The organism is Mesorhizobium sp. ES1-1, assembly GCF_020164785.1.
Classification (GTDB): Bacteria; Pseudomonadota; Alphaproteobacteria; order Rhizobiales; family Rhizobiaceae; genus Mesorhizobium.
Genome location: NZ_JAIUGX010000006.1, coordinates 178,852 through 200,510 on the forward strand (window position 1 = coordinate 178,852; position 21,659 = coordinate 200,510).

At 63.4% G+C, this 21,659-nt stretch carries 18 protein-coding genes; 14 read left to right on the top strand and 4 right to left on the bottom strand.

Going from position 1 to position 21,659, the window contains the following annotated elements:
• Positions 1-82: 82 nt before the first annotated feature.
• The 4 genes from xdhC to uraH are packed head-to-tail and all read right to left on the bottom strand — an operon-like array spanning position 83 to position 5,228.
• Positions 83-970: a xanthine dehydrogenase accessory protein XdhC gene (gene xdhC / locus LB513_RS12560; protein WP_224663965.1), complete on the bottom strand. Its 888-nt coding sequence runs from the start codon at positions 968-970 to the stop codon at positions 83-85.
• 50 nt (positions 971-1,020) lie between these two features.
• Positions 1,021-3,375 carry a xanthine dehydrogenase molybdopterin binding subunit gene (gene xdhB, locus LB513_RS12565; RefSeq protein ID WP_224663824.1) on the bottom strand — a complete coding sequence of 785 codons (2,355 nt, stop codon included), beginning with the start codon at positions 3,373-3,375 and terminating at the stop codon, positions 1,021-1,023.
• A complete protein-coding gene (gene xdhA, locus LB513_RS12570) occupies positions 3,375-4,850 on the bottom strand; it encodes a xanthine dehydrogenase small subunit (RefSeq protein ID WP_224663825.1) in 1,476 nt (491 codons plus the stop codon). The genes xdhB and xdhA overlap by 1 nt, the downstream gene beginning before the upstream one ends.
• Before the next feature lie 3 nt (positions 4,851-4,853).
• Positions 4,854-5,228 carry a hydroxyisourate hydrolase gene (gene uraH, locus LB513_RS12575; protein WP_224663826.1) on the bottom strand — a complete coding sequence of 125 codons (375 nt, stop codon included), beginning with the start codon at positions 5,226-5,228 and terminating at the stop codon, positions 4,854-4,856.
• Positions 5,229-5,421: 193 nt separating this feature from the next.
• Here uraH and puuE point away from each other — a divergent pair, with 193 nt between their 5' ends.
• The 14 genes from puuE to LB513_RS12645 all read left to right on the top strand — a co-directional run bounded on the left by puuE (position 5,422) and on the right by LB513_RS12645 (position 21,657).
• Positions 5,422-6,840, top strand: coding sequence for an allantoinase PuuE (gene puuE, locus LB513_RS12580; RefSeq protein ID WP_224663827.1), 1,419 nt, complete (start codon positions 5,422-5,424; stop codon positions 6,838-6,840).
• 9 nt (positions 6,841-6,849) lie between these two features.
• Positions 6,850-7,713, top strand: a complete 864-nt coding sequence (locus LB513_RS12585) for a bifunctional allantoicase/(S)-ureidoglycine aminohydrolase (protein ID WP_224663828.1) — start codon at positions 6,850-6,852, stop codon at positions 7,711-7,713.
• Positions 7,710-8,216, top strand: a complete 507-nt coding sequence (locus LB513_RS12590) for an ureidoglycolate lyase (protein ID WP_224663829.1) — start codon at positions 7,710-7,712, stop codon at positions 8,214-8,216. The genes LB513_RS12585 and LB513_RS12590 overlap by 4 nt, the downstream gene beginning before the upstream one ends.
• Positions 8,213-8,806, top strand: a complete 594-nt coding sequence (locus tag LB513_RS12595; RefSeq protein WP_224663830.1) for a nucleoside deaminase — start codon at positions 8,213-8,215, stop codon at positions 8,804-8,806. The genes LB513_RS12590 and LB513_RS12595 overlap by 4 nt, the downstream gene beginning before the upstream one ends.
• A 94-nt stretch (positions 8,807-8,900) precedes the next feature.
• The gene (locus tag LB513_RS12600) at positions 8,901-10,886 is read left to right on the top strand and encodes a CocE/NonD family hydrolase (protein WP_224663831.1); all 1,986 of its coding nucleotides are present in this window, start codon (positions 8,901-8,903) and stop codon (positions 10,884-10,886) included.
• Between the two features lie 153 nt (positions 10,887-11,039).
• The gene (locus LB513_RS12605) at positions 11,040-12,626 is read left to right on the top strand and encodes an ABC transporter substrate-binding protein (RefSeq protein ID WP_224663832.1); all 1,587 of its coding nucleotides are present in this window, start codon (positions 11,040-11,042) and stop codon (positions 12,624-12,626) included.
• Positions 12,627-12,641: 15 nt separating this feature from the next.
• Positions 12,642-13,601 (top strand): ABC transporter permease, encoded by a 960-nt coding sequence (locus LB513_RS12610; protein WP_224663833.1) that lies wholly within the window; start codon positions 12,642-12,644, stop codon positions 13,599-13,601.
• Between the two features lie 12 nt (positions 13,602-13,613).
• Complete coding sequence (locus tag LB513_RS12615; RefSeq protein ID WP_224663834.1) at positions 13,614-14,438, top strand: ABC transporter permease; 825 nt, start codon at positions 13,614-13,616, stop codon at positions 14,436-14,438.
• Positions 14,438-16,108, top strand: coding sequence for an ABC transporter ATP-binding protein (locus LB513_RS12620; protein ID WP_224663835.1), 1,671 nt, complete (start codon positions 14,438-14,440; stop codon positions 16,106-16,108). The genes LB513_RS12615 and LB513_RS12620 overlap by 1 nt, the downstream gene beginning before the upstream one ends.
• 117 nt (positions 16,109-16,225) lie before the next feature.
• Positions 16,226-17,812 (top strand): ABC transporter substrate-binding protein, encoded by a 1,587-nt coding sequence (locus tag LB513_RS12625; RefSeq protein WP_224663836.1) that lies wholly within the window; start codon positions 16,226-16,228, stop codon positions 17,810-17,812.
• A gap of 94 nt (positions 17,813-17,906) precedes the next feature.
• Positions 17,907-18,746: an alkaline phosphatase family protein gene (locus LB513_RS12630; RefSeq protein ID WP_224663837.1), complete on the top strand. Its 840-nt coding sequence runs from the start codon at positions 17,907-17,909 to the stop codon at positions 18,744-18,746.
• Between the two features lie 262 nt (positions 18,747-19,008).
• Positions 19,009-19,575 carry a sigma-70 family RNA polymerase sigma factor gene (locus LB513_RS12635; protein ID WP_224663838.1) on the top strand — a complete coding sequence of 189 codons (567 nt, stop codon included), beginning with the start codon at positions 19,009-19,011 and terminating at the stop codon, positions 19,573-19,575.
• Positions 19,572-20,240: an anti-sigma factor gene (locus LB513_RS12640; RefSeq protein WP_224663839.1), complete on the top strand. Its 669-nt coding sequence runs from the start codon at positions 19,572-19,574 to the stop codon at positions 20,238-20,240. The genes LB513_RS12635 and LB513_RS12640 overlap by 4 nt, the downstream gene beginning before the upstream one ends.
• Positions 20,230-21,657 carry a S8 family serine peptidase gene (locus LB513_RS12645; RefSeq protein WP_224663840.1) on the top strand — a complete coding sequence of 476 codons (1,428 nt, stop codon included), beginning with the start codon at positions 20,230-20,232 and terminating at the stop codon, positions 21,655-21,657. Before LB513_RS12640 ends, LB513_RS12645 begins: the two co-directional genes overlap by 11 nt.
• Positions 21,658-21,659: the final 2 nt, after the last annotated feature.

Genomic DNA, 21,659 nt, shown 5'->3' on the forward strand with positions numbered 1-21,659 from the left:
TCCCAAGGCGCGCAGAAAACACCTTCGCAACTGATTTGAGAACCGGAGAAATCGACGAGCAGCTGTGACCTGAACGATGAGGTCAGCCGCCTGTTGCCGCGTCATATGGCGCCTGGTGGCCGGCATTCGAGGCGGCCGCATGGGTGACCAGCGCGGTCATGATTTCGGCGGCCGCGAGCGCTGCGATGACCTGCGGGCGTTTGTCCTTGACGGCGTCGCCGCCGATCGGCGAGACAAGGCGCCCAAACTGCACCTGACTGCCGTCGGCCGACTTCATGAACCAGGTCCGGAACGTTGCCTTCTTGGTCTTCGAACCGATCATGCCGACATAGGCGGTGTCGTCACGCTTCAGCGCTTCGGCAACAATCAGGAAATCCAGCGCGTGATCATGGGTAAGGATGGCGAAGGCGGTGCCGGCGGGGGCGTTGCGCGCCTCGACCTCCGGCATCGGCGTCAGCCGTGTCTCGACCGATTCCGGCATGGCCTCAAGTGCTTCGGCCCGCGTCTCGATGACGATAACGCGTACCGGAAGAAGCGCTACCGCCGAGGCCAGCGACTGGCCGACATGGCCGCCGCCGAAGATGTAGACATATGGGAGATGCGCCTCCACGGCCCGCGCGGCCGCAACCAGTTCGGCGGCGAGCGCCGGGTCGACAAGCCGGATCGTCACTTCGACGCGCCCGCCGCAGCATTGACCGATCTCGGGGCCGAGCGGCACGTCGAGGGTCGCGCAACCATCGGCCTTTTCGCCCGGGCCGGTTTCTGGCGCCCCAAGCATCTGCCTTGCCTTGTCGATGGCCATGTATTCGAGCTGGCCGCCGCCGATCGTACCGAAGATCGCCGCCCGCGAAACGAGCATGAAGGCGCCCTTCTCACGGGGGGTCGAGCCTCTGGTGCCAGACACTTCGGCCAGGGCGACGGGGCGCCGGCCGGCAAGGAAGTCTTCCAGGCTTTGCACTTTCGAAGTCATCATGCGCTTCCCTTACGGGAACAATAGGGTTTTGCGGGCGGATTGCACGCTTATGGAAGTCCGGCCTTCGCTTCGCGCTTGAGCCGCTCGACCGCCATCAGCACGCGCTCGGGCGTCGCCGGAGCATCGAGGCGCGGACAGATTTTGTGATCGGCGACGCTTGCCACAGCATCCGACAGGGCATGCAGCACCGATATGCCGAGCGGCAGCGGCGGCTCGCCTACCGCCTTGGAGCGGTGCACCGTCGGCTCGAATGCTTCCGGCCAGTCCGCCAGCTGGACGTTGAATATCTTGGGCCGGTCAGAGGCGAGCGGGATCTTGTAGGTCGACGGCGCGTGGGTGCGAAGCCGGCCCTTCTCGTCCCACCACAATTCCTCGGTGGTCAGCCAGCCCATGCCCTGTATGAAGCCGCCCTCGACCTGGCCGATATCGATGGCGCGATTCAGCGAGCGGCCGGCGTCATGCAGGATATCGGTGCGCTCGACCAAATATTCCCCGGTCAGCGTGTCGACCGAAACTTCCGAGCAGGACGCGCCATAGGCGAAGTAATAGAAGGGTCGTCCTTCGCCCTTGTCACGATCCCAATGGATCTTCGGCGTCTTGTAAAAGCCAGCCGCCGACAGCTGGATGCGGGCCATGTAGGCCTGCTTGACCAAGTCGGCGAACGCGATCTCCTGGTTGCCGATACGCACCCGGTTGGGCAGGAACAGCACCTGGTCGCGCGACACCTGGTATTTCTCGGCGGCGAAATCGGTCAGCCGGTCCTTAATCTGACGAGCGCCGTTCTGCGCCGCCATGCCGTTGAGGTCGGTGCCTGAGGACGCTGCGGTGGCCGAGGTATTCGGCACCTTGCCGGTGGTGGTGGCGGTGATCTTGACCCGGTCCAGGTCGATCTGGAACTCCTCAGCGACCACCTGCGCGACCTTGACGTAGAGGCCCTGCCCCATCTCCGTACCGCCATGGTTCAGATGCACCGAACCGTCGGTATAGACGTGCACGAGGGCGCCGGCCTGGTTGTAATGGGTGGCGGTGAAGGAAATACCGAACTTGACCGGGGTCAGCGCCAGCCCGCGCTTGATGAAACGGCTGTTGGCATTGAAGGCGTCAATGGTGCGGCGGCGGCGGGCATAGCCGCAACTCGCCTCCAGTTCGGCCACGAGCCGGTCGACGATGTTGTCCTCGACCGTCTGATGGTAGGGCGTGACGTTGCGGTCCGAAGTGCCGTAGAAATTCTTCTTACGGATTTCCAGCGGGTCCTTGCCGACCGCGAAGGCAACCTCCTCGATCACCCGCTCAGCACCAACCATGCCCTGCGGCCCGCCAAAACCGCGAAAGGCGGTGTTTGACACGGTGTTGGTATAGAGCGGGGCGGATTGGGCATGGACCGCCGGCCAGAAATAAGTGTTGTCGCAGTGGAACAGGGCGCGGTCGGTCACGGGGCCCGACAGATCCGCCGAGAACCCACAGCGCGCGGCGAACATGAAATCGACGCCCAGAATGTTGCCCTCGTCGTCGAAGCCGACTTCGTAGTCGACAAGGAAGTCATGACGCTTGCCGGTGGCGATCATGTCGTCATCGCGGTCCGGGCGGATCTTGACGGCCCGCTGATGTTTCTTCGCCGCGATTGCGGCAAGGGCCGCGAACTGGTTGCCCTGCGTTTCCTTGCCGCCGAAGCCGCCGCCCATGCGGCGGATTTCCACCGTCACGGCGTTGCTCGGCACATTGAGCACGTGGCTCACCATGTGCTGGACTTCACTCGGATGCTGCGTCGAGGAATAGATGGTGACGTCCTGGTCCTCGCCGGGCACAGCCATGGCGATATGGCCCTCGAGATAGAAATGCTCCTGGCCGCCTATCCGCATCCTTCCCTTCAACCGACGCGGCGCTTGGCGGATCGCGTCGGCGGCGTCGCCGCGCTTCAGTGTGAGGGGCGGCGCAACCAGCCTGTCCTCCTTCGGGTCGAGAGCGGCGACGTCGGTGACGAACGGCAATTCCTCATACCGGATCACGGCCAGCAGGGCCGCGCGCCGGGCCTCCTCGCGCGTGCCGGCGATGACGCAGAAAATCGGCTGGCCGAAGAACTCAATCTTGCCGTCGGCAAGCACCGGCTCGTCGTGACGACCGGTCGGCGAAATGTCGTTCTCGCCAGGGACGTCGGCCGCCGTGAGCACGTCGACCACTCCAGGCGCGGCACGCACGGCCGCAAGATCCAGCTCGACGATGGTGGCGTGCGCCGCGGCCGAGAGGCCGAGGCAGCCATGCAGGGTGCCTGCCGGCTCCGGCATGTCGTCGATATAGATGGCGGCGCCGCTGACATGCTTGTGGGCGGAATCATGCCGCTGATCGCTGGCGACACCGCCGGCGATCTTCTCGGCTTTGAGGCTGGTATCTGCGTGCTTGTTCATCATGCCGCCGCGTGCCTTGAAACCTTGATCGGCTCGCTGGTCCCGCTGGTTTCGGCGAAGAAGCGAAGCAGCAGATTGCGCGCCACCATGGCCCGATATTCGGCCGAGGCGCGCATGTCGGTCAGCGGCGCGAAATCTCCAGCGTATGCTGCCATCGCGGCTTCGACTGTCTGCTCGGTCCATGGCTTACCGCGCAAAGCGTTCTCGACAGCGGTGGCCCGCTTCGGTGTCGCCGCCATGCCGCCATAGGCGATGCGCACCTCAGCGACAGTGCCGTCGCCGGCGAGTTCAAGGAAAAACGCGCCGAGCGTGGCCGTGATGTCTTCATCGCGCCGCTTGGTGACCTTGTGGACGGAAAAATGCGTGCCCGTGGGCGGCACTGGGACGTGCACGGCCTCGACGAATTCGCCCGGCTGTCGATCCTGCCTGCCATAGGCGATGAAAAAATCCTGCAACAATATCGTGCGCCTTGTGCCGCCCCTGCGCAGCGTCAGGCGCGCGCCGAGAGCGATCAATGGCGGCGGCATGTCGCCGATCGGCGAACCGTTGGCGATGTTGCCGCCAACCGTGCCCATATTGCGCACTTGGTCGCCACCGATGCGATCAATCAGGGCGCCCAGTGCGGGGATGCGCTTTGCAAGCGTCGAGAACGCTTCGGTGTAGGTGACGCCGGCGCCAAAGGTGATGGCGTCGTCTTTCTGCGAGATGGCGCACAGCCCGTCGAGATCGCCGATGAAGATGGCCGGCGAGATCGCGCGCATATGCTTGGTCACCCAGAGCCCGACATCGGTCGACCCGGCGACGATGGTAGCGCCCGGTTCCTTATCCAGCACGGCGGCAAAATCATCGGCGTCGGCGGGCACGACGAGGCGTGAATTGCCGGTGCCGATCTCGATCCGCGCGCCGTCATGCATGGCCTCCAGCCTGGCGGTGATCTCCGCGCGCTCGACAGCCAGAGGGTCGTTCGCAGCCTCGCCGTAGCTGGAGATGGCTGTGGCGGCGCGCATGATCGCCTCGTAACCGGTGCAGCGGCAGAGATTGCCCTGCAAAGCCTTTTCGATTGTCGCGGCCGAGGGATCCGGAGACTTCATCCACATTGCATAGAGCGACATGACGAAGCCCGGCGTGCAGAAGCCGCATTGCGAGCCGTGGAAATCGACCATCGCCTGCTGTACTGGGTGCATCCCGCCGGGCTCACCGCGCAGATGCTCAATCGTCACGACATGGGTGGCGTCCAGCGACCCGAGAAAGCGGATGCAGGCGTTGACGCCTTCATAGACCAACCCACCATCGGAGAGTTTGCCGACCAGGACGGTGCAGGCGCCGCAATCGCCTTCGGCGCAGCCTTCCTTGGTCCCACGCAGCGAGCGTTCGAGCCGCAGCCAGTCGAGCAAGGTCGCGTCGGGCGCAACCGACGACAGCACGACATCTCTGCCATTCAAGATGAAGCGGATCTCGTTGCGTATGGCGGCCATGCTTCAGCTCCCCCGGTAGGTGGAATAACCATAGGGCGAGACGAGCAGCGGCACATGATAGTGCACCGGATCGGCCATGCCGAAACGGATCAGGATCAAATCGAAAAAGGCAGGATTGGGCAATTTCGTCTGCAGGGCGCGGAGATAGTCGCCGGCGGCGAACACCAATTCATATTCGCCGGTGCGGAATTCGGCGCCGGCCAGCAGCGGCGCATCGCAACGTCCGTCGGGATTGGTGACCACGGTCTTCAGAAGTGTCCGGGCCTCGCCATCGAGATGGTAGAGCGAGATCGACAATCCGGCTGCGGGCTTGCCCGTCGCCGTGTCCAGGACATGCGTCGTCAGGCGTCCGCCGTCTGCCTTCAACGTCTCTGCCATTGGGTTACCATTCCCGCGTCACGAATTCGCCAATTGGAACATTACTGATGAATTGTGTGCCAATTAAAGGCAATGCATAAGTCGCGGTCGAGCGCAGCGCGACAAAAACAGTTTCAAAAATTATGGGGGAATGCGGAAGCGGACCTTTCGCTATCCTCATCAGGCTGCCGTCAATGCCGGGCACGGAGGAACTATGCGGTACATCAGGGACATGCGCGGCTACGGCCCCAATCCGCCGGACCCGAAATGGCCAGGCGGCGCGCATGTCGCCGTGCAATTCGTGATCAACTACGAGGAGGGCGGCGAGAACTGCGTGCTGCATGGCGACAAGGCTTCCGAAGCTTTCCTGTCGGAAATCGTCGGCGCCGCGCCCTGGGCGGGCCAGCGCCACTGGAACATGGAATCGATCTACGAATACGGCGCCCGCGCCGGCTTCTGGCGGCTCTATCGCCTGTTTACCGAAGCAGAGATACCGGTGACCTGTTACGGCGTCGCCACCGCCCTTGCCCGCTCGCCCGAGCAAGTCGGTGCGATGCAGGACGCGAACTGGGAGATCGCCTCGCACGGGCTGAAATGGATCGACTATCGCGACTACACCGAAGATGACGAACGCCGCGACATGGAAGAAGCGATCAAACTCCACTATGAAGTGACGGGCGAGCGGCCGACCGGCTGGTACACTGGCCGTACGTCGATCAACACGGTACGGCTGGCAGCGCAGGAAGGCGGCTTCGACTATGTGTCGGACACCTATGACGACGAATTGCCTTACTGGCTCGAGCACGAAGGCGGCGCCCAGCTCATCATCCCCTACACGCTCGACGCCAACGACATGCGGTTCGCCACGCCGCAGGGCTTCAATTCCGGCGATCAGTTCTTCGCCTATCTGAAGGATAGTTTCGACACGCTCTATGCCGAGGGCAAGGCGGGCCGGCCGCGCATGATGAATATTGGCCTACACTGCCGCCTTGTCGGACGGCCGGGACGGGTGGCGGCACTCAAGCGCTTCATCGATTATGTGAAGTCGCATGACAAGGTCTGGCTGGCGCGGCGCATCGACATCGCCAGACATTGGCATGAGAACCATCCTTACCAGCCGACGGCGCTGCGCCCATCGAAAATGGAGCGCGAGGCCTTTGTACGCACATTTGGCGGGGTGTTTGAGCATTCGCCCTGGATTGCCGAGCGAGCCTATGAGCTGGAACTCGGTCCGGCGCACGACACGGCGCGCGGCCTCCACAACGCGCTCTGCCGCATCTTCCGCGCCGCAAGCGCGACCGAGCGGCTTGGCGTGCTCAACGCCCATCCCGATCTTGCAGGCAAACTCGCCGCTGCCAAGCGGCTAACGGCGGAATCGACCAGGGAACAGGCCTCGGCGGGCCTCGATGCCCTGACCGACGCGGAACGGGAGCGATTCGCCGCGCTCAATGCCAGTTACGTCTCCAGCTTCGGCTTTCCCTTCATCATCGCGGTCAAGGGCAAGACCAGAGATCAGATCCTGGCCGAGTTCGAGGCCCGCATCGGCAACAGCCGCGAGATCGAATTTGAAACCGCCTGCAAACAGGTCGAGCGCATCGCGCTGCTCCGCCTCAAGGACATGCTGCCGCAATAGGTTTGACCCATGGATACGACCAGGATGCCAGAGAGAACCTATTACGCGCCGCAAGGCGGCCACCCCGGCCAGAGCGAGCTTCTGACGGGCCGCGCCGTTTTCACCGAGGCCTACGCCGTCATCCCCAGGGGCGTGATGCGCGACATCGTCACATCGGCCTTGCCGTTCTGGAATAGGACCCGCGTCTGGATCCTGTCACGGCCGCTGTCCGGCTTTGCCGAAACCTTCTCGCAATATATTGTCGAGGTGGCGCCGGGCGGCGGAAGCGAGAGGCCGGAGCCCGATGCCGACGCCGAAGGCGCCCTGTTCGTGGTCGAAGGCGAGTTGACTGTGCGGCACGCCGGCGAGGAACATGTGCTGCAGCCCGGCGGCTTTGCCTTCCTGCCGCCGGCAAGCGGCTGGACGGTCCGCAACGAAGGCGAGGCCGAGGTCCGCTTCCACTGGATCCGCAAGGCCTACGAAGCCGTCGACGGCCTGGATACACCGGAAGCCTTTTTCACCAACGAGCAGGAGATCGCGCCGACGCCGATGCCCGGCACCGAAGGCCGCTGGGCGACGACGCGGTTCGTCGACCCTGCCGATCTGCGCCATGACATGCACATGACCATCGTGACGCTGGAGCCCGGCGCGGTCATCCCGTTCGCCGAAACCCATGTCATGGAACACGGCCTCTATGTGCTGGAGGGGAAGGCGGTCTATCGCCTGAACCAGGACTGGGTCGAGGTTGAGGCCGGCGACTACATGTGGCTGCGCGCCTTCTGTCCGCAGGCCTGCTATGCCGGCGGCCCGGGCAAATTCCGTTACCTCCTCTACAAGGATGTCAACCGCCACACCAAGCTTGGCGGCGCCGGCATAGCCAGGCGGGCGCCGTGACCCGCGTCGCCGCGCGGCCGCTGACCCGCGAAGCCTTCTCAACTTTCGGCGATGTCATCGATATGGGCGGCGACAATCACTACCCGATCAATGGCGGCAAGGCCGAGCGCTACCATGATCTCGCCACCGCCGAGGCTACGGGACCGAATGGCCGGGTTCTCATTTCGATGGTGCGCGGCACACCTTACGACTTGCCGTTGAGGCTGACCATGGTCGAGCGCCATCCCCTTGGCAGCCAGGCCTTCATCCCGCTGTCGCCGCGTCCGTTCCTGGTCATCGTCTGCCCTGACGGCGGAGCGGGGCCGGGGGAGCCGCAGGCCTTCATCACGTCGCCCGGGCAAGGCATCAACTACCGGCGCAATCTCTGGCACGGCGTGCTGACCCCGCTCGGCGAGGCGCAGGATTTCCTGATCGTCGATCGTGGCGGCGACGGATCCAACCTCGAAGAGTTCCATTTCCCGCATCCCTACGAGATTTATCTCCCCGACGGTTTCCGGCAATGACCGAAATTTCGCTGATCGACCGCCTGCTTGACGTCATCGAGCAGGACATCGCGCCGAAAACGGAAGACGGCGTCGCCCAAGGCAACAAACTGTTCGGCGCGGCGATCCTCAGGAAGGATGACCGGTCGCTGGTGTTGGCGGAGACCAACAACGAGATCGAAAACCCGCTCTGGCACGGCGAGGTGCATTGCCTGAAGCGCTTCTACGAGATGCCCGTGGCGGAGCGCATCGACACCAGAGAGGCGATCTTCCTGGCCACGCACGAACCTTGCTCGCTATGTCTGTCGGCAATCACCTGGGCTGGCTTCGACAATTTCTACTATCTGTTCAGTCACGAGGATTCGCGCGACAGCTTCGCCATTCCGCATGATCTGAGGATACTCAAGGAGGTCTTCACCCTCGACCCTGGCGGCTATAATGCGCAGAACGCCTATTGGAAGAGCTTTTCCATCCGCAGGATGGTGAGGGCGCTTCCCGAGTTGGAGCGCACACGGATGGAGGCGCGGATCGACAGGATCTCAGCCCTCTACGACCAGCTGTCAAGCGCCTACCAAGCGAACAAGGCGGATAACGAGATTCCGCTGAACTAAGGTCTCGAAGGGGTTACGGCACAGGTCGCTTTTTTGGCTGCTCCAGTCGCGAATGATGATTGAAAGTCGCCTCGGCAGCGGGCGTTATGCCTTCATGAAAACCATCACCGAATTTCCCCGCAAGGTCGTCGAATTTCCTGACATGGGGATCGTCATGCCGGACGGCTGCCGGCTGTCGGCGCGGGTATGGATGCCGGAAGACGCCGGTACAGATCCGGTGCCAGCCATCCTCGAGCACCTACCCTACCGCAAGCGTGACGGCACCATCTTTCGCGACCAACTGACCCATCCCTATTTCGCCGGCCACGGCTATGCCTCCATCCGCGTCGACATGCGCGGCAACGGCGATTCCGAAGGGCTTATGGACGACGAATATTCGGAGCAGGAATTGCAGGATGCATGCGACGTCATCGCCTGGGCGGCAAGCCAACCCTGGTGCAATGGCAATGTCGGCATGATGGGCATTTCCTGGGGTGGCTTCAACTGCCTGCAGGTAGCGGCCAAACAGCCGCCGGCACTCAAGGCGGTGATCAGCCTGTGCTCGACAGTAGACCGCTACGCAGACGACATCCACTACAAGGGCGGCTGCCTGCTGACCGAGAATTTCGGCTGGGCATCGACCATGCTGTCCTATTCGTCGCGGCCGCCCGATCCCTTGATTGCGGGCGATAACCGCTGGCGCGACCTGTGGCTGACACGGCTGGAGCACCAACCCTTCCTGTTACCCTTGTGGCTCAGCCATCAACACCGCGACGCTTATTGGAAACGCGGTTCGATCTGCGAGGATTTTTCGGCGGTGAAGGCAGCCGTGCTGTCGATCGGGGGCTGGCATGACGGATACCGCAACACGGTCTCCAATCTGGTCGCCAACATCGAGGCGCCGGTCAAGGGGATCATCGGGCCGTGGATCCATAAGTACCCGCATTACGCAGGGCCGAAACCCGCCATCGGCTTTCTGCAGGAAGCCCTGCGCTGGTGGGATCGCTGGCTGAAGGACATCGACACCGGCGTCGAGGCAGACCCGGCCTATCGCGCCTACGTGATGAACAGCGTTCGCCCCGCCCGATGGCACCCGGAACGCCCCGGACGCTGGGTGGCCGAACAGGAATGGCCGGCGCCCAGCATCAGGACCGAGGACATCGCGTTGATGGCCGATGGCAAGGAGCCCCTGATCGTGGCTTCGCCGCAAAGCTGCGGGCTTGCCGGCGGCGAGTATTTTCCCTTCACCTTCGGACCCGAACTGCCGGGCGACCAGAGGCCCGACGACGCGCTGTCGGTGTGTTTCGACCAGCCCCCGGTGCCCGAAGCAATCGACATTGTCGGTGCGCCGGAGGTTCTGGTCCAGGTGGCGTCCGACCGCCGGCAAGCCAATATCGCGGTCCGGCTCTGCGACGTCCATCCTGATGGCGCTTCGGAACTCATTTCCTATGGCGTGCTGAATCTGACACATCGCAATTCGCATGAGTTCCCCGAAGCCCTTGTACCCGGCGAAACCGTCTCGGCGCGAATCATGCTCGATCAATGCGCCTACCGCGTGCCCGCCGGGCATCGGTTGCGCGTTGCCGTGTCGAATGCCTACTGGCCGCTGATCTGGCCATCGCCGGAGCCGGTGCGCCTCGATCTTTCGGCAGCAACGCTGAGGCTCCCGCTTCGCCCTGCGGCAAGGGGTGATGAAGTGTCATTCGCCGAGCCGGAAGGCGCTTTGCCCTGGGCAACGGAAACGATCCGCGCGCCCAATTCGGAGCGTCATGTCGCACGCGACGAGAAGACGGGCATCGTGACACTTTCGATCAATGATGACTTCGGCGAGATGCGCGATCTCGACCATGGGCTGGCCACGGGCAGCGTCGCCCGTGAGAGCTGGACGATTCATCCCGACGACCCATTGTCGGCGTCCGGAAGGACGCACTGGACTCAGACCCTGTCGCGAAATGGATGGTCGGTACGCACCGAAACAACTGCCGAGATGAGATCCGACGCAGAAAATTTCATCCTCAGCGCCAGAATCGAAGCCTATGAGGGTGAGACCCTCGTTTTCGAGCGCAATTTCGAGGAAACTCTTGCCCGCGCGCTTCTTTGAACGGAGCCCGGCTTGGTCCAAAAGCGACGTACGATTTACGCCACGGCATGTCGCATTTCGTCTTGCTTACGGCATTAGCTTACCCTCATTATTCCTGCGAGAATAAAAAAGAAAATCGGCCGCAGAGCCGAACCAACGGAGTGAGGAACTAAAATGTCGAATGAACTGGAATTTCTTAGCCGGCGTGTCGCGTCCGGTAAGCTAAGCCGGCGTGATTTTCTCGGCCGGGCGGCGGCGCTCGGCGTCACCGCGCCCTTCGCCAACTTGTTGCTGTCAAGCGCGGCACGCGCGGCGGGCCCGGTCAAGGGCGGTACCCTCAAGGCCGGCCTGGTCGGCGGTGAATCCACCAACAGCCTCGACCCGGCCCTGTTCATGACCCAGGTGCCGTTCGCCTTCGGCAAGATGTGGGGCGAGTTGATCGTCGAGCTTTCGCCCGACGGCAAGCTCGAGAACCGTATCGCCGAGGAGATCGGCTCGTCACCGGACGCCAAGGTTTGGACCCTGAAGATCCGCGACGGGATCGAGTTCCACAATGGCAAGACAGTGACGGCAGAGGACGTCGCCGCGACGCTCGAGCGCCATTCCGATGAAAAGTCGAAGTCGGGCGCGCTGGGCTACATGAAGGGCATAGAGTCCATCAAGGCCAGCGGCAAGGAAGTCGTGCTGACGCTGAAGGAGGCGAATGCCGACCTTCCTTACATGCTCAGCGACTATCACCTGATCATCCAGCCCAATGGCGGCAAGGACAAGGCCGATGCCGGCATCAGCGCCGGCCCCTACAAGATCGCCACCAACGAGCCGGGCGTGCGCCATGGCGGGGAACGCTTCGCCAATTACTGGCAAGGCGACAAGATGGGCCACGCGGACCAGATCGAGATCATCGTCATCAACGACGCGACCGCGCGCACGGCGGCGCTGCAGGGCGGCCAGGTCAATATGATCAACCGCGTCGAACCCAAGATCGTCGACCTCATCAAGCGGGTTCCGGGAGTGACCATCCGCAACCATGCCGGTCCAGGCCACTACGTCTTCATCATGCACTGCAATACGGCACCCTTCGACAATGCCGATCTGCGCATGGCGCTGAAGCTGGCGATCGACCGCGAAGAGATGTTGAAGAAGGTGTTGCGCGGCTACGGCTCCTTGGGCAACGACTTCCCGATCAACGCGTCCTACCCGCTGTTCACCGAGATCGAGCAGCGCAAGTACGACCCGGACAAGGCCAAATTCCACTTCAAGAAATCCGGTCACGACGGCTCGGTTCTGCTGCGCACATCCGACGTCGCCTTCCCCGGCGCGGTCGATGCGGCGCAACTGTTCCAGCAGAGCGCGGCCAAGGCCGGTATCAAGCTCGAGATCAAGCGCGAGCCGGGCGATGGCTATTGGTCGGAAGTCTGGAACAAGCAGCCCTTCTGCGCCTCCTATTGGGGCGGGCGCTCGACGCAGGACCAGATGTACTCGACGGCCTATCTGTCGACCGCCGACTGGAACGATACCCGCTTCAAGCGGCCGGATTTCGACAAGATGGTGCTGGCCGCACGCGCCGAGCTGGACGAGGCCAAGCGCAAGGCGATGTATCACGACATGGCCGTCATGGTACGCGACGATGGCGGTCTGATCCTGCCGATGTTCAACCAGTTCATCGACGCCACGGGCGCCAAGGTGGAAGGTTGGGTCGACGATCCGCATCAGGAGCTGATGAACGGTTATGCCCTGGCGAAGTGCTGGCTGCAGGCCTGAGCCGGCTTTGCGGACATGTCTTCACCCATATTGAAGCTAATTGCCCAGCGCATCGCGCTGGGCATTGTCCTCCTACTGGCCGTTTCGGTCCTCATCTTCGCCGGCACGCAGATCCTGCCCGGCGACGTCGCGCAAGCCATCCTTGGACAATCGGCGACTCCGGAGTCGCTCGCCAATCTGCGCGAGCAGCTCGGGCTCAACGACCCGGCCTATATCAGATACTTCCACTGGCTCGGCGGCGTGCTGACGGGCGACCTTGGCACGGCCATGTCGAGCGGCCAGGATATCGCGACATCGATCAAGGGTCGCCTGTGGAACACGCTGTTCCTCGCCTTCTGGGCAGCGATCGTCGCAGTGCCGCTGGCGATCATCCTCGGCCTCATAGCGGTTCGCTACCGCAATGGCTGGGTGGACAAGCTGATCTCGGGATTGGCGCTGGCCTCGACGTCGTTTCCCGAATTCTTCATCGGCTATGTGCTCGTCTACTTCTTTGCCGTGAAATGGCAGATCTTCCCCGGCATCTCGACCGTCTATGAAGGCATGCCCTTCCTCGAGCGGATGCAGGCGATCGCCTTGCCGGCGACGGCGCTGACACTTGTCGTGCTGGCTCATATGATGCGCATGACCCGCGCGGCGATCCTCAATGTGATGCAGTCGGCCTATGTCGAGACGGCGGAACTGAAGGGGCTTTCGGCGTTCAACGTCATCCGCAAGCATGCCTTCCCCAACGCCATCGCGCCGATCATCAACGTTGTCATGCTCAACCTCGCCTACCTCATCGTCGGCGTCGTGGTGGTCGAGGTGATCTTCGTCTATCCGGGGATGGGGCAATATCTCGTCGATCACGTGACCAAGCGCGACGTGCCGGTGGTGCAGGCGGTCGGGCTGATCTTCGCCGCCGTCTATATCAGCCTGAACATCATCGCGGACATTGCGGCGATCGTCGCCAATCCGCGCCTCAGACATCCGAAATAAGGGGGGGCGGGTATGCTCGATATCAAACGTATCCCCATCCCGGCCCTGATCGGCATCATCCTGACAACCTTGTTCGTTCTGGCCGCGGTCTTCGCGCCATGGATCGCCCCGCACGGCAATGGCGAAATCGTCGGTGATGTCTGGGAGCCAATGTCTTCGGCCTATTGGCTGGGCACCGACAATCTGGGGCGCGACCTGTTGTCCCGCATGATCTACGGCGCCCGCATTACACTCTTCATCGCCGTGCTGGCGACGGCGCTGTCCTTCTCGCTGGGCGCCATCCTTGGCTTCTCGGCGGCGGTGTTCGGCGGCTGGTTCGACACGCTGCTGTCGCGCCTCGTCGACCTCTTGATGTCGATTCCGACGCTGATCATGGGTCTCGTCGTGCTGTCGGTGCTGCCGACCAATCTGGTGACCCTGATCCTGGTCATGGGCGTTCTCGACTCGACCCGGGTCTACCGCCTGTCGCGCGCCGTGGCTGTCGACATCAATGTCATGGACTATGTCGAGGCGGCGAAACTGCGTGGCGAAGGGAGCGGCTGGATCATCTTCAGGGAGATCCTGCCCAACGCGCTGTCGCCGCTGGTTTCGGAGCTCGGCCTGCGCTTCATCTATGCGGTGCTGTTCCTGTCCACATTGTCCTTTCTCGGCCTCGGGGTCCAACCGCCCGATGCCGACTGGGGCGGCATGGTCAAGGAGAACAAGGACGGCATCGTCTTTGGGATTGGAGCGGCACTCATACCCGCGGCGGCGATCGCGGCCTTGGCGATTTCGGTCAACCTTGTCGCGGACTGGATTCTCAACCGCACGACAAGCCTGAAGGGAGGACGCGGGTGATGGCCGAAACCAAGCCGAAGCCCGGGCAGCCGAAAACAGGCGTGCTGCTCGACATACGCAACCTGCGCATTGAGGCCACCGTGTATCCGCCCGGAGAGGCGCCGAAGAATATCGTGCTGGTGCACGATGTCTCCTTGACGCTTCAACAGGGCAAGGTGCTGGGCCTGATCGGGGAATCCGGCGCCGGCAAGTCGACCATCGGGCTGTCCTCGATGGGGTACGGTCGTGGCGGTGTGCGCATCACCGGCGGCGAGGTCATCCTCAACGGCCGCGACATCCTCAAGGGCGGCAAGGACGGTTTCCGCAAATTGCGCGGCCGGGAGGTCTGCTACGTCGCGCAATCGGCGGCCGCCGCGTTCAATCCGGCGCATAAGCTTATGGACCAGGTGGTGGAAGCCACGCTGCTGCACGGAACGGCGACGCGAGCAGAGGCCGAAAAGCGTGCGGTCGCGCTGTTCAAGAAGCTGAGCCTGCCAAACCCGGAAACCATTGGCGAACGCTTTCCACACCAGGTTTCGGGCGGCCAGCTGCAGCGCGTGATGACGGCGATGGCGCTTTGCTCGGAGCCCGACCTGATCGTTTTCGACGAGCCGACCACGGCGCTCGACGTGACCACGCAGATCGACGTGCTGGCGGCGATCAAGGACGCCATCCGCGACACCCATGTCGCGGCGCTCTACATCACCCACGACCTCGCCGTCGTCGCGCAGGTTTCCGACGAGATCATGGTGCTGCGCCACGGCCGGCTGGTCGAATGGGGCGGCACGCGGCAGATCATCAAGGAGCCGCGCCAGGAGTACACAAACGCGCTGGTCTCGGTGCACGAGATCGAGCATGCCGAACAGAACCCCGGCACCACGCCGTTCCTGTCGGTCAAGAACGTCACCGCCGCCTACGGCCGCAGCCATATCAAAGTGCTGAAAAATGTCTCCGTCGACATCTACCCCGGCCAGACGCTGGCCGTGGTGGGCGAGTCCGGGTCCGGCAAGTCGACACTGGCGCGCGCCATCACCGGGCTTTTGCCACCCGAGCAGGGAACAGTCACCTTCGACGGGCGGCCGCTGGCGAACCGGCTTGCAGACAGGCCGAAGGAGGATCTGCGCCAGCTGCAGATGATCTACCAGATGGCCGATGTGGCGATGAATCCACGCCAGACGGTGGGCACCATCATCGGCCGGCCGCTCGAATTCTATTTCGGCATACGCGGCCGCGAGCGCGACACGCGCGTCGCCGAACTGCTCGACAAGATCGAGATGGGCAAGGGCTTTTCCGACCGCTATCCGGCCGAGCTCTCCGGCGGCCAGAAGCAGCGCGTCTGCATCGCCCGCTCGCTCGCGGCCAAGCCGAAGCTGATCATCTGCGACGAGGTGACCTCGGCGCTCGACCCGCTGGTTGCCCACGGCATCCTCAAGCTGCTGCTCGACCTGCAGAAGGAAGAGAACGTCGCCTATCTGTTCATCACCCATGATCTGGCGACCGTGAAGTCGATCGCCGATTCCATCGCGGTGATGTATCGCGGAGAGGTCGTGCGCTATGGACCAAAGAGCAAGGTGCTGACGCCGCCCTTCGATGCCTATACGGACCTGCTTTTGTCATCGGTCCCCGAAATGGAGATCGGCTGGCTGGAAAAGGCGATCAAGGGACGACGCATGGCCAGCGCCGGCAACTGAGCCATCAGGCAGGCCGGCGAGGTTTCGCCAAAGGAAGTGAGCGAAGCGGGGCGATCGTCATCAGCATGCAACGCGCGCGGCGATAGATGTTAGGTAGTTTTGAACAAGGGGTAGGACATGAAAACTGAACTAGACCATCTCGCCCAATTGGCCGGCCAGGGCCGCATATCGCGTCGCGACTTCCTTGGCCGCACCGCGGCGCTCGGCGTATCGGCGGCGCTGGCGACGACGCTCGCCGGCAAGGCCTTCGCCGCGACACCGGTAAAGGGCGGCATCATCAAGGCGGGCCTGCAGGGCGGCGAGTCGACCAACAGCCTCGACCCGGCGCTGAACCTCAGCCAGGTCACCTTCAGCTTCGACAAGCTCTGGGGCGAGTATCTCGTCCGCCTGACGCCGGACAACAAGCTGGTCAACCTGATCGCCGAGGATATCGGCGCATCCAAGGACGCCAAGACCTGGACGATCAAGGTGCGTGACGGCATCGAATTTCACAATGGCAAGACGGTGGGCGCCGAAGACGTCGCAGCGACGATCGAGCGCCATGCCGACGAGAAGTCGAAGTCGGGCGCGTTGGGCATCCTCAAAAACATCAAGGGCGTCAAGGCAAGCGGCAAGGAAGTCATCATCACGCTGGGCGACGCCGACGCCGACTTCCCCTACCTGATGGCCGACTACCATCTGGTGATCCAGCCCAATGGCGGCAAGGACGATCCGAATGCCGGCATTAGCGCCGGCCCATACAAGGTCGCGGTCAACCAGCCGGGCGTGCGGCATGGCGGTGAGCGCTTCGCCAATTACTGGCTTGCCGACAAGGCCGGCCATGCCGACCAGGTGGAGATCGTCGTCATCAACGACGCAACGGCACGCCTCGCAGCCCTGCAGGGCGGCCAGGTCCAGATGATCAACCGCGTAGAGCCGAAGGTCGTCGATCTGGTTAAGCGCATTGCCGGCGTCAGCATCGAGAACGTGTCGGGCAAGGGCTATTACCCCTTCAACATGTTCTGCGACACGGCCCCCTTCGACAGCAATGACCTGCGCATGGCGTTGAAGCTTGCCATGGACCGTGACGAATTGCTGGAGAAGATCCTTCGCGGCTACGGCTCGGTCGGCAACGATTTCCCGATCAACGAAGCCTATCCCCTGTTCACGGCCATCGAACAGCGCAAGTTCGATCCCGACAAGGCCGCTGCCCACTACAAGAAGTCCGGGCATAGCGGGCCGATCGTCCTTCGCACCTCGGACGTCGCCTTCCCGGGCGCCGTCGATGCCGCACAACTCTATCAGCAGAGCGCGGCCAAGGCCGGCATCAAGATCGAGATCAAGCGAGAGCCGGGCGACGGCTACTGGTCCGAAGTCTGGAACAAGCAGCCCTTCTCTCTCTCCTATTGGGGCGGACGCGCGACGCAGGATCAGATGTATTCCACCGGTTATGTCTCGACTGCCGACTGGAACGACACGCGCTTCAAGTCGCCGGCGTTCGACAAGATGCTGTTTGCGGCCCGAGGCGAACTGGACCAGGACAAGCGCAAGGCCATCTATCACGATATGGCGGTGATGATGCGCGACGAGGGCGGGCTGATCGTGCCGTTCTTCAACCAGTTCATCGATGCTGTCGCGACCAACAAGATCGGCGGCTTTGCCAAGAGCCCCATCGGCGAAATGATGGATGGCTACGCGCTCGCCGAATGTTGGGTCAACGCCTAGCCCATCGGCCCTTCGTCCGATCCCGCGAGAACGCCGTGTGCCAAGAAAAGGCATACGGCGTTCCGATTTCCGTATACAACGCATGGAGCAGCCCATGGCGCTCAAATCCAAACTCCTGCTCATCATCCTCGATGGCGTGCCCTACCGAAACTGGCGGCGCCTTATGGGCAACCTCGAAGGCTGGGTGCAGTCGGGCGAGGCGCGGGTCTGGAAAATGCGCTCGGTGCTGCCGTCGACGTCGGCCTGCTGCTATGCGTCCATCCATACCGGCGTATCGCCGCAGGTGCACGGAATCCTGTCCAACGAGAACCGCTTCCGCGTCGAGCAACCGGACATCTTCTCCGAAGTCAGCAAGGCCGGCGGCAAGACCGGCGCCGTCACCCATTCCTATTGGGCCGAATTTTTCCGCGCCTATCCGTTCGACCTGGTCGACGACATGGAGTTCGATGAGCCGGGCGGGCCGATCACGCATGGGCGGTTCCACACCATGACCGGTTACAACGCGCGCAACCAGATGACGCCGAGCGACGTCGATCTGTTCGCGACGCTGACCATGCTGACCAAGCGCCACGGCATCGACTACGGCATCCTGCACACCTGCACGCTGGACTCGATGGGCCATCGCTTCGGCCATGACTGCCACGAGATGGACCATGCGGTTTACGCCATGGACGGCATGCTGGCCGCCTTCCTGCCGCGCTGGATCGAAGGCGGCTACGAGGTCATCGTCACTGCAGACCACGGCCAGACGGATCGCGGCCACCATGGCGGCCATGACGACGAGATGCAGGATTTCGCGCTGTATTATTTTGGTCCCGGCCAAGGGCCCGATGGCGAGGTCCTGCTTGATCAGTTGCAGCTGGCGCCGACGGTTCTGAGCCGACTCGGAGTGCCCGTGCCGGCAACGATGAAGGCGAAGCCGTTTTTGGATTAGCGGTACGTCTCCGCCCCCCTCTCCACGTGCCTATACGGGGAGCGGGTAGGGGTGAGGGGCAGCGCTAACATCTTTGATACTTGGCAAGGTCGGCGCCGCCCCTCATCCGCCTGCCGGCACCTTCTCCCCGTATAGTGACGGGGAAGGGACCACTGGCAACCTCCCCTGTCTTCGGTTAGCCTCCGAAATTCCTTGGCGGAGGATGAACCTTTTTGCACCGATCAGCGACAGAATGGACAGGAGCCAGGCGGCTCGACCGGCCATGATGGCAGCGACAGAGACCGATCGCGCGCTCGTCGACCGGGTCGCGAAGGGCGACCGCGCCGCCGTGCGGCTCCTGTTCATGCGTCACCACGCGCGGGTCTACCGCTTCGTGGCGCGCCAGACGGGATCGGAAATGATGGCTGACGATATCGCGAACGAGGTGTTCCTCGAACTGTGGCGACAGGCACCGGGCTTCGAGGGCCGATCCGAAGTCTCGACATGGCTGCTCGGCATCGCCCGGTTCAAGGCGCTGTCCATGCTGCGCAAGAGGAAGGAAGACTGGATCGACGACGAGGCTGCGGCCGCCGTGCCCGACAGCGCCGACACGCCAGAAATCGTCACCATGAAGGAGGACAAGGGCGCGGCCTTGCGCCGCTTCGTCGACGCCCTGCCCGAAGAGCATCGCTCGGTGATCGATCTCGCCTATTATCACGGGCAATCGGTAACCGAGATCGGCGAAGTGCTCGGCATCCCGGTCGCGACCGTCAAGACACGGATGTTCTACGCCCGCAAGAAACTCGGCGAGGCACTCAAAGCCGCCGGTTACGACAGGGGGTGGCCATGAGCGCCGCTGAAAAGATGTCGCGTCGCGACGAGATGGAAACGCTGCTGCCGTTCTACCTTAACGGCTCGCTGGAAGGTTCGGACCTCGAAGCCGTCGAGCAGTGGCTGGCCAGCGATCCAGCCGCTCTTGCCGCCCTTGGCGAGGCGGAAGCCGAATTCTCCGGCACATCGGCCGCCAATGAGGCGATCCGGCCGCCGGCCGACGCGCTCAGCCGTTTCGCCAGGGCGCTCGAAGCCGAGGCCGGGCCAGCGCGAAAGAATGAAAGTTCATCCTGGCTGGCACAGGCCTGGGGCCGCTTCATGGCGGTGCCGGTCGGCGTTGCCTGGGCGGCCGCGGCGGTTCTGCTCGCCCTAGTCATGGTGCAGTCCCTGGTGCAGCCCGGCGGCAAAGGCAAGGATTTCGAAATCGCCGGCACCCAGGACGACCTGGCGAAAATGCCGTTTGCCCTGGTCAAGTTCAAGCCTGGCGCCACAATGTCGGATATTTCGGGCTTCCTCGGCGACAACGGGCTGAAGATTGTCGGTGGACCGACCGCCGACGGCGTGTTCCGGCTTGGCATCCCGGCCGACACGGCGGGCGACTACACCAAGCTACTCGGCCTGATCGCCGCGCAGCCCTTCGCGGAGAGCGTGATCGAGGGAAGGAAGCCCGCTGATGGTGGCTGAGGCGGCGCTTCGACTTGTGGCGATCCTGGCCGCGGCGGCCATTGCCGCGATCCCCGCGTCGGCACAGACCAACGACCCCAATATCGATCGTGCGCAAATCGACTGCCGCAATGGGACCAACGCGGCCGGCGCCGACTGCACCGAGGATGGCGGCAATGATGGTGCCGGGGATGCGGCGGCAGGGGCCGTCTTCCTGCCCGCCCTGATCGTCGACCTGTTTCCCAATCCCGCCGCGCCGCCGGCACCGATGCCTACGCCACGGCCGGGCCCAGCGGTTTCGGGTGGCAACGACCACGGCGATCCGGCCGTGAACGGAGCTGTCATTTCGCCCAGCGATCTCATTGCCGTCCAGCCGGCACGGGCCGTTGTCGGCGATTTCGTTCCCGACGAGGTGCTGGTAACGGTCGACGGCGATACCGGCGCGGTGCAGCAGATCGCTGCCTCCTTTGGGCTTCAGGTGCGGTCGCAGCGCCAGTCTCTGCTGCTTGGCTCCACGCTGGTGCGCTTCGGCATTCCAGATGGCCGTCCGGTCGGGGTCGTGCTGGCACAACTGGCAACCGACGGGCGCACGCAGCGGCGCGAACCCAATCACATCTACTCGCTGCAGCAAGCCGCAGGCATCGTAAACTATGCCTTCGACCGCATCGCGCTGGATGCCGGACAGGCCAGCGGCGAAAACGTTCGGATCGCCGTCGTCGATACCGGCATCGACGACACCAATCCGGCGTTGGCCGGCGTGATCGCCGGTCAGTTTGACGCAATGCCCGACGTGCCGATTGAAAAACGCGATCACGGCACCTCGATCGACGGGCTGATCGCCGGCGTCGGCGCGCTGAAAGGCATGGCGCCCGGCGCCAAAATCTATCACGCCCGCGCTTTCGAGGGCGGCAAGTCGACCATGGACGTCATCCTGTCGGCGCTCGACTGGGCGGCGGAGCAGAATGTCGCCATTATCAATATGAGTTTTGTCGGGCCAAAGAACGAGCTGCTCGGCGTTGCCTGCCGCAATGCGCGCGCGCTGGGCATGGTGCTGGTCGCGGCCGCCGGCAACAATGGACCGAAGGCTCCCTATGGCTATCCGGGCGCCTTCGAAGGTGTCATCGCGGTAACGGCCACCGACGCCCGGGACGGACTGATGCCGCAGGCCAATCGCGGCGCCTATGTCTTCATCTCGGCGCCCGGTGTCGAGATGGTGGCGCCGAGCGGCGCCGGCTCCGACGTGGTCACCGGCACCTCGTTCGCGGCTGCGATCGTCAGCGGCGCCATCGCCAATCTGATCCACGCCTCGCCCGACCGCTCGGCAGACGATATCGAGAAGGCCCTCGCCGTCACGGCAAAGGACCTCGGCCCCAAGGGGCGCGACAATGATTTCGGCTACGGCCTGCTGGACCTCAAAGCGGCCGCAGCGAAGGATTAATC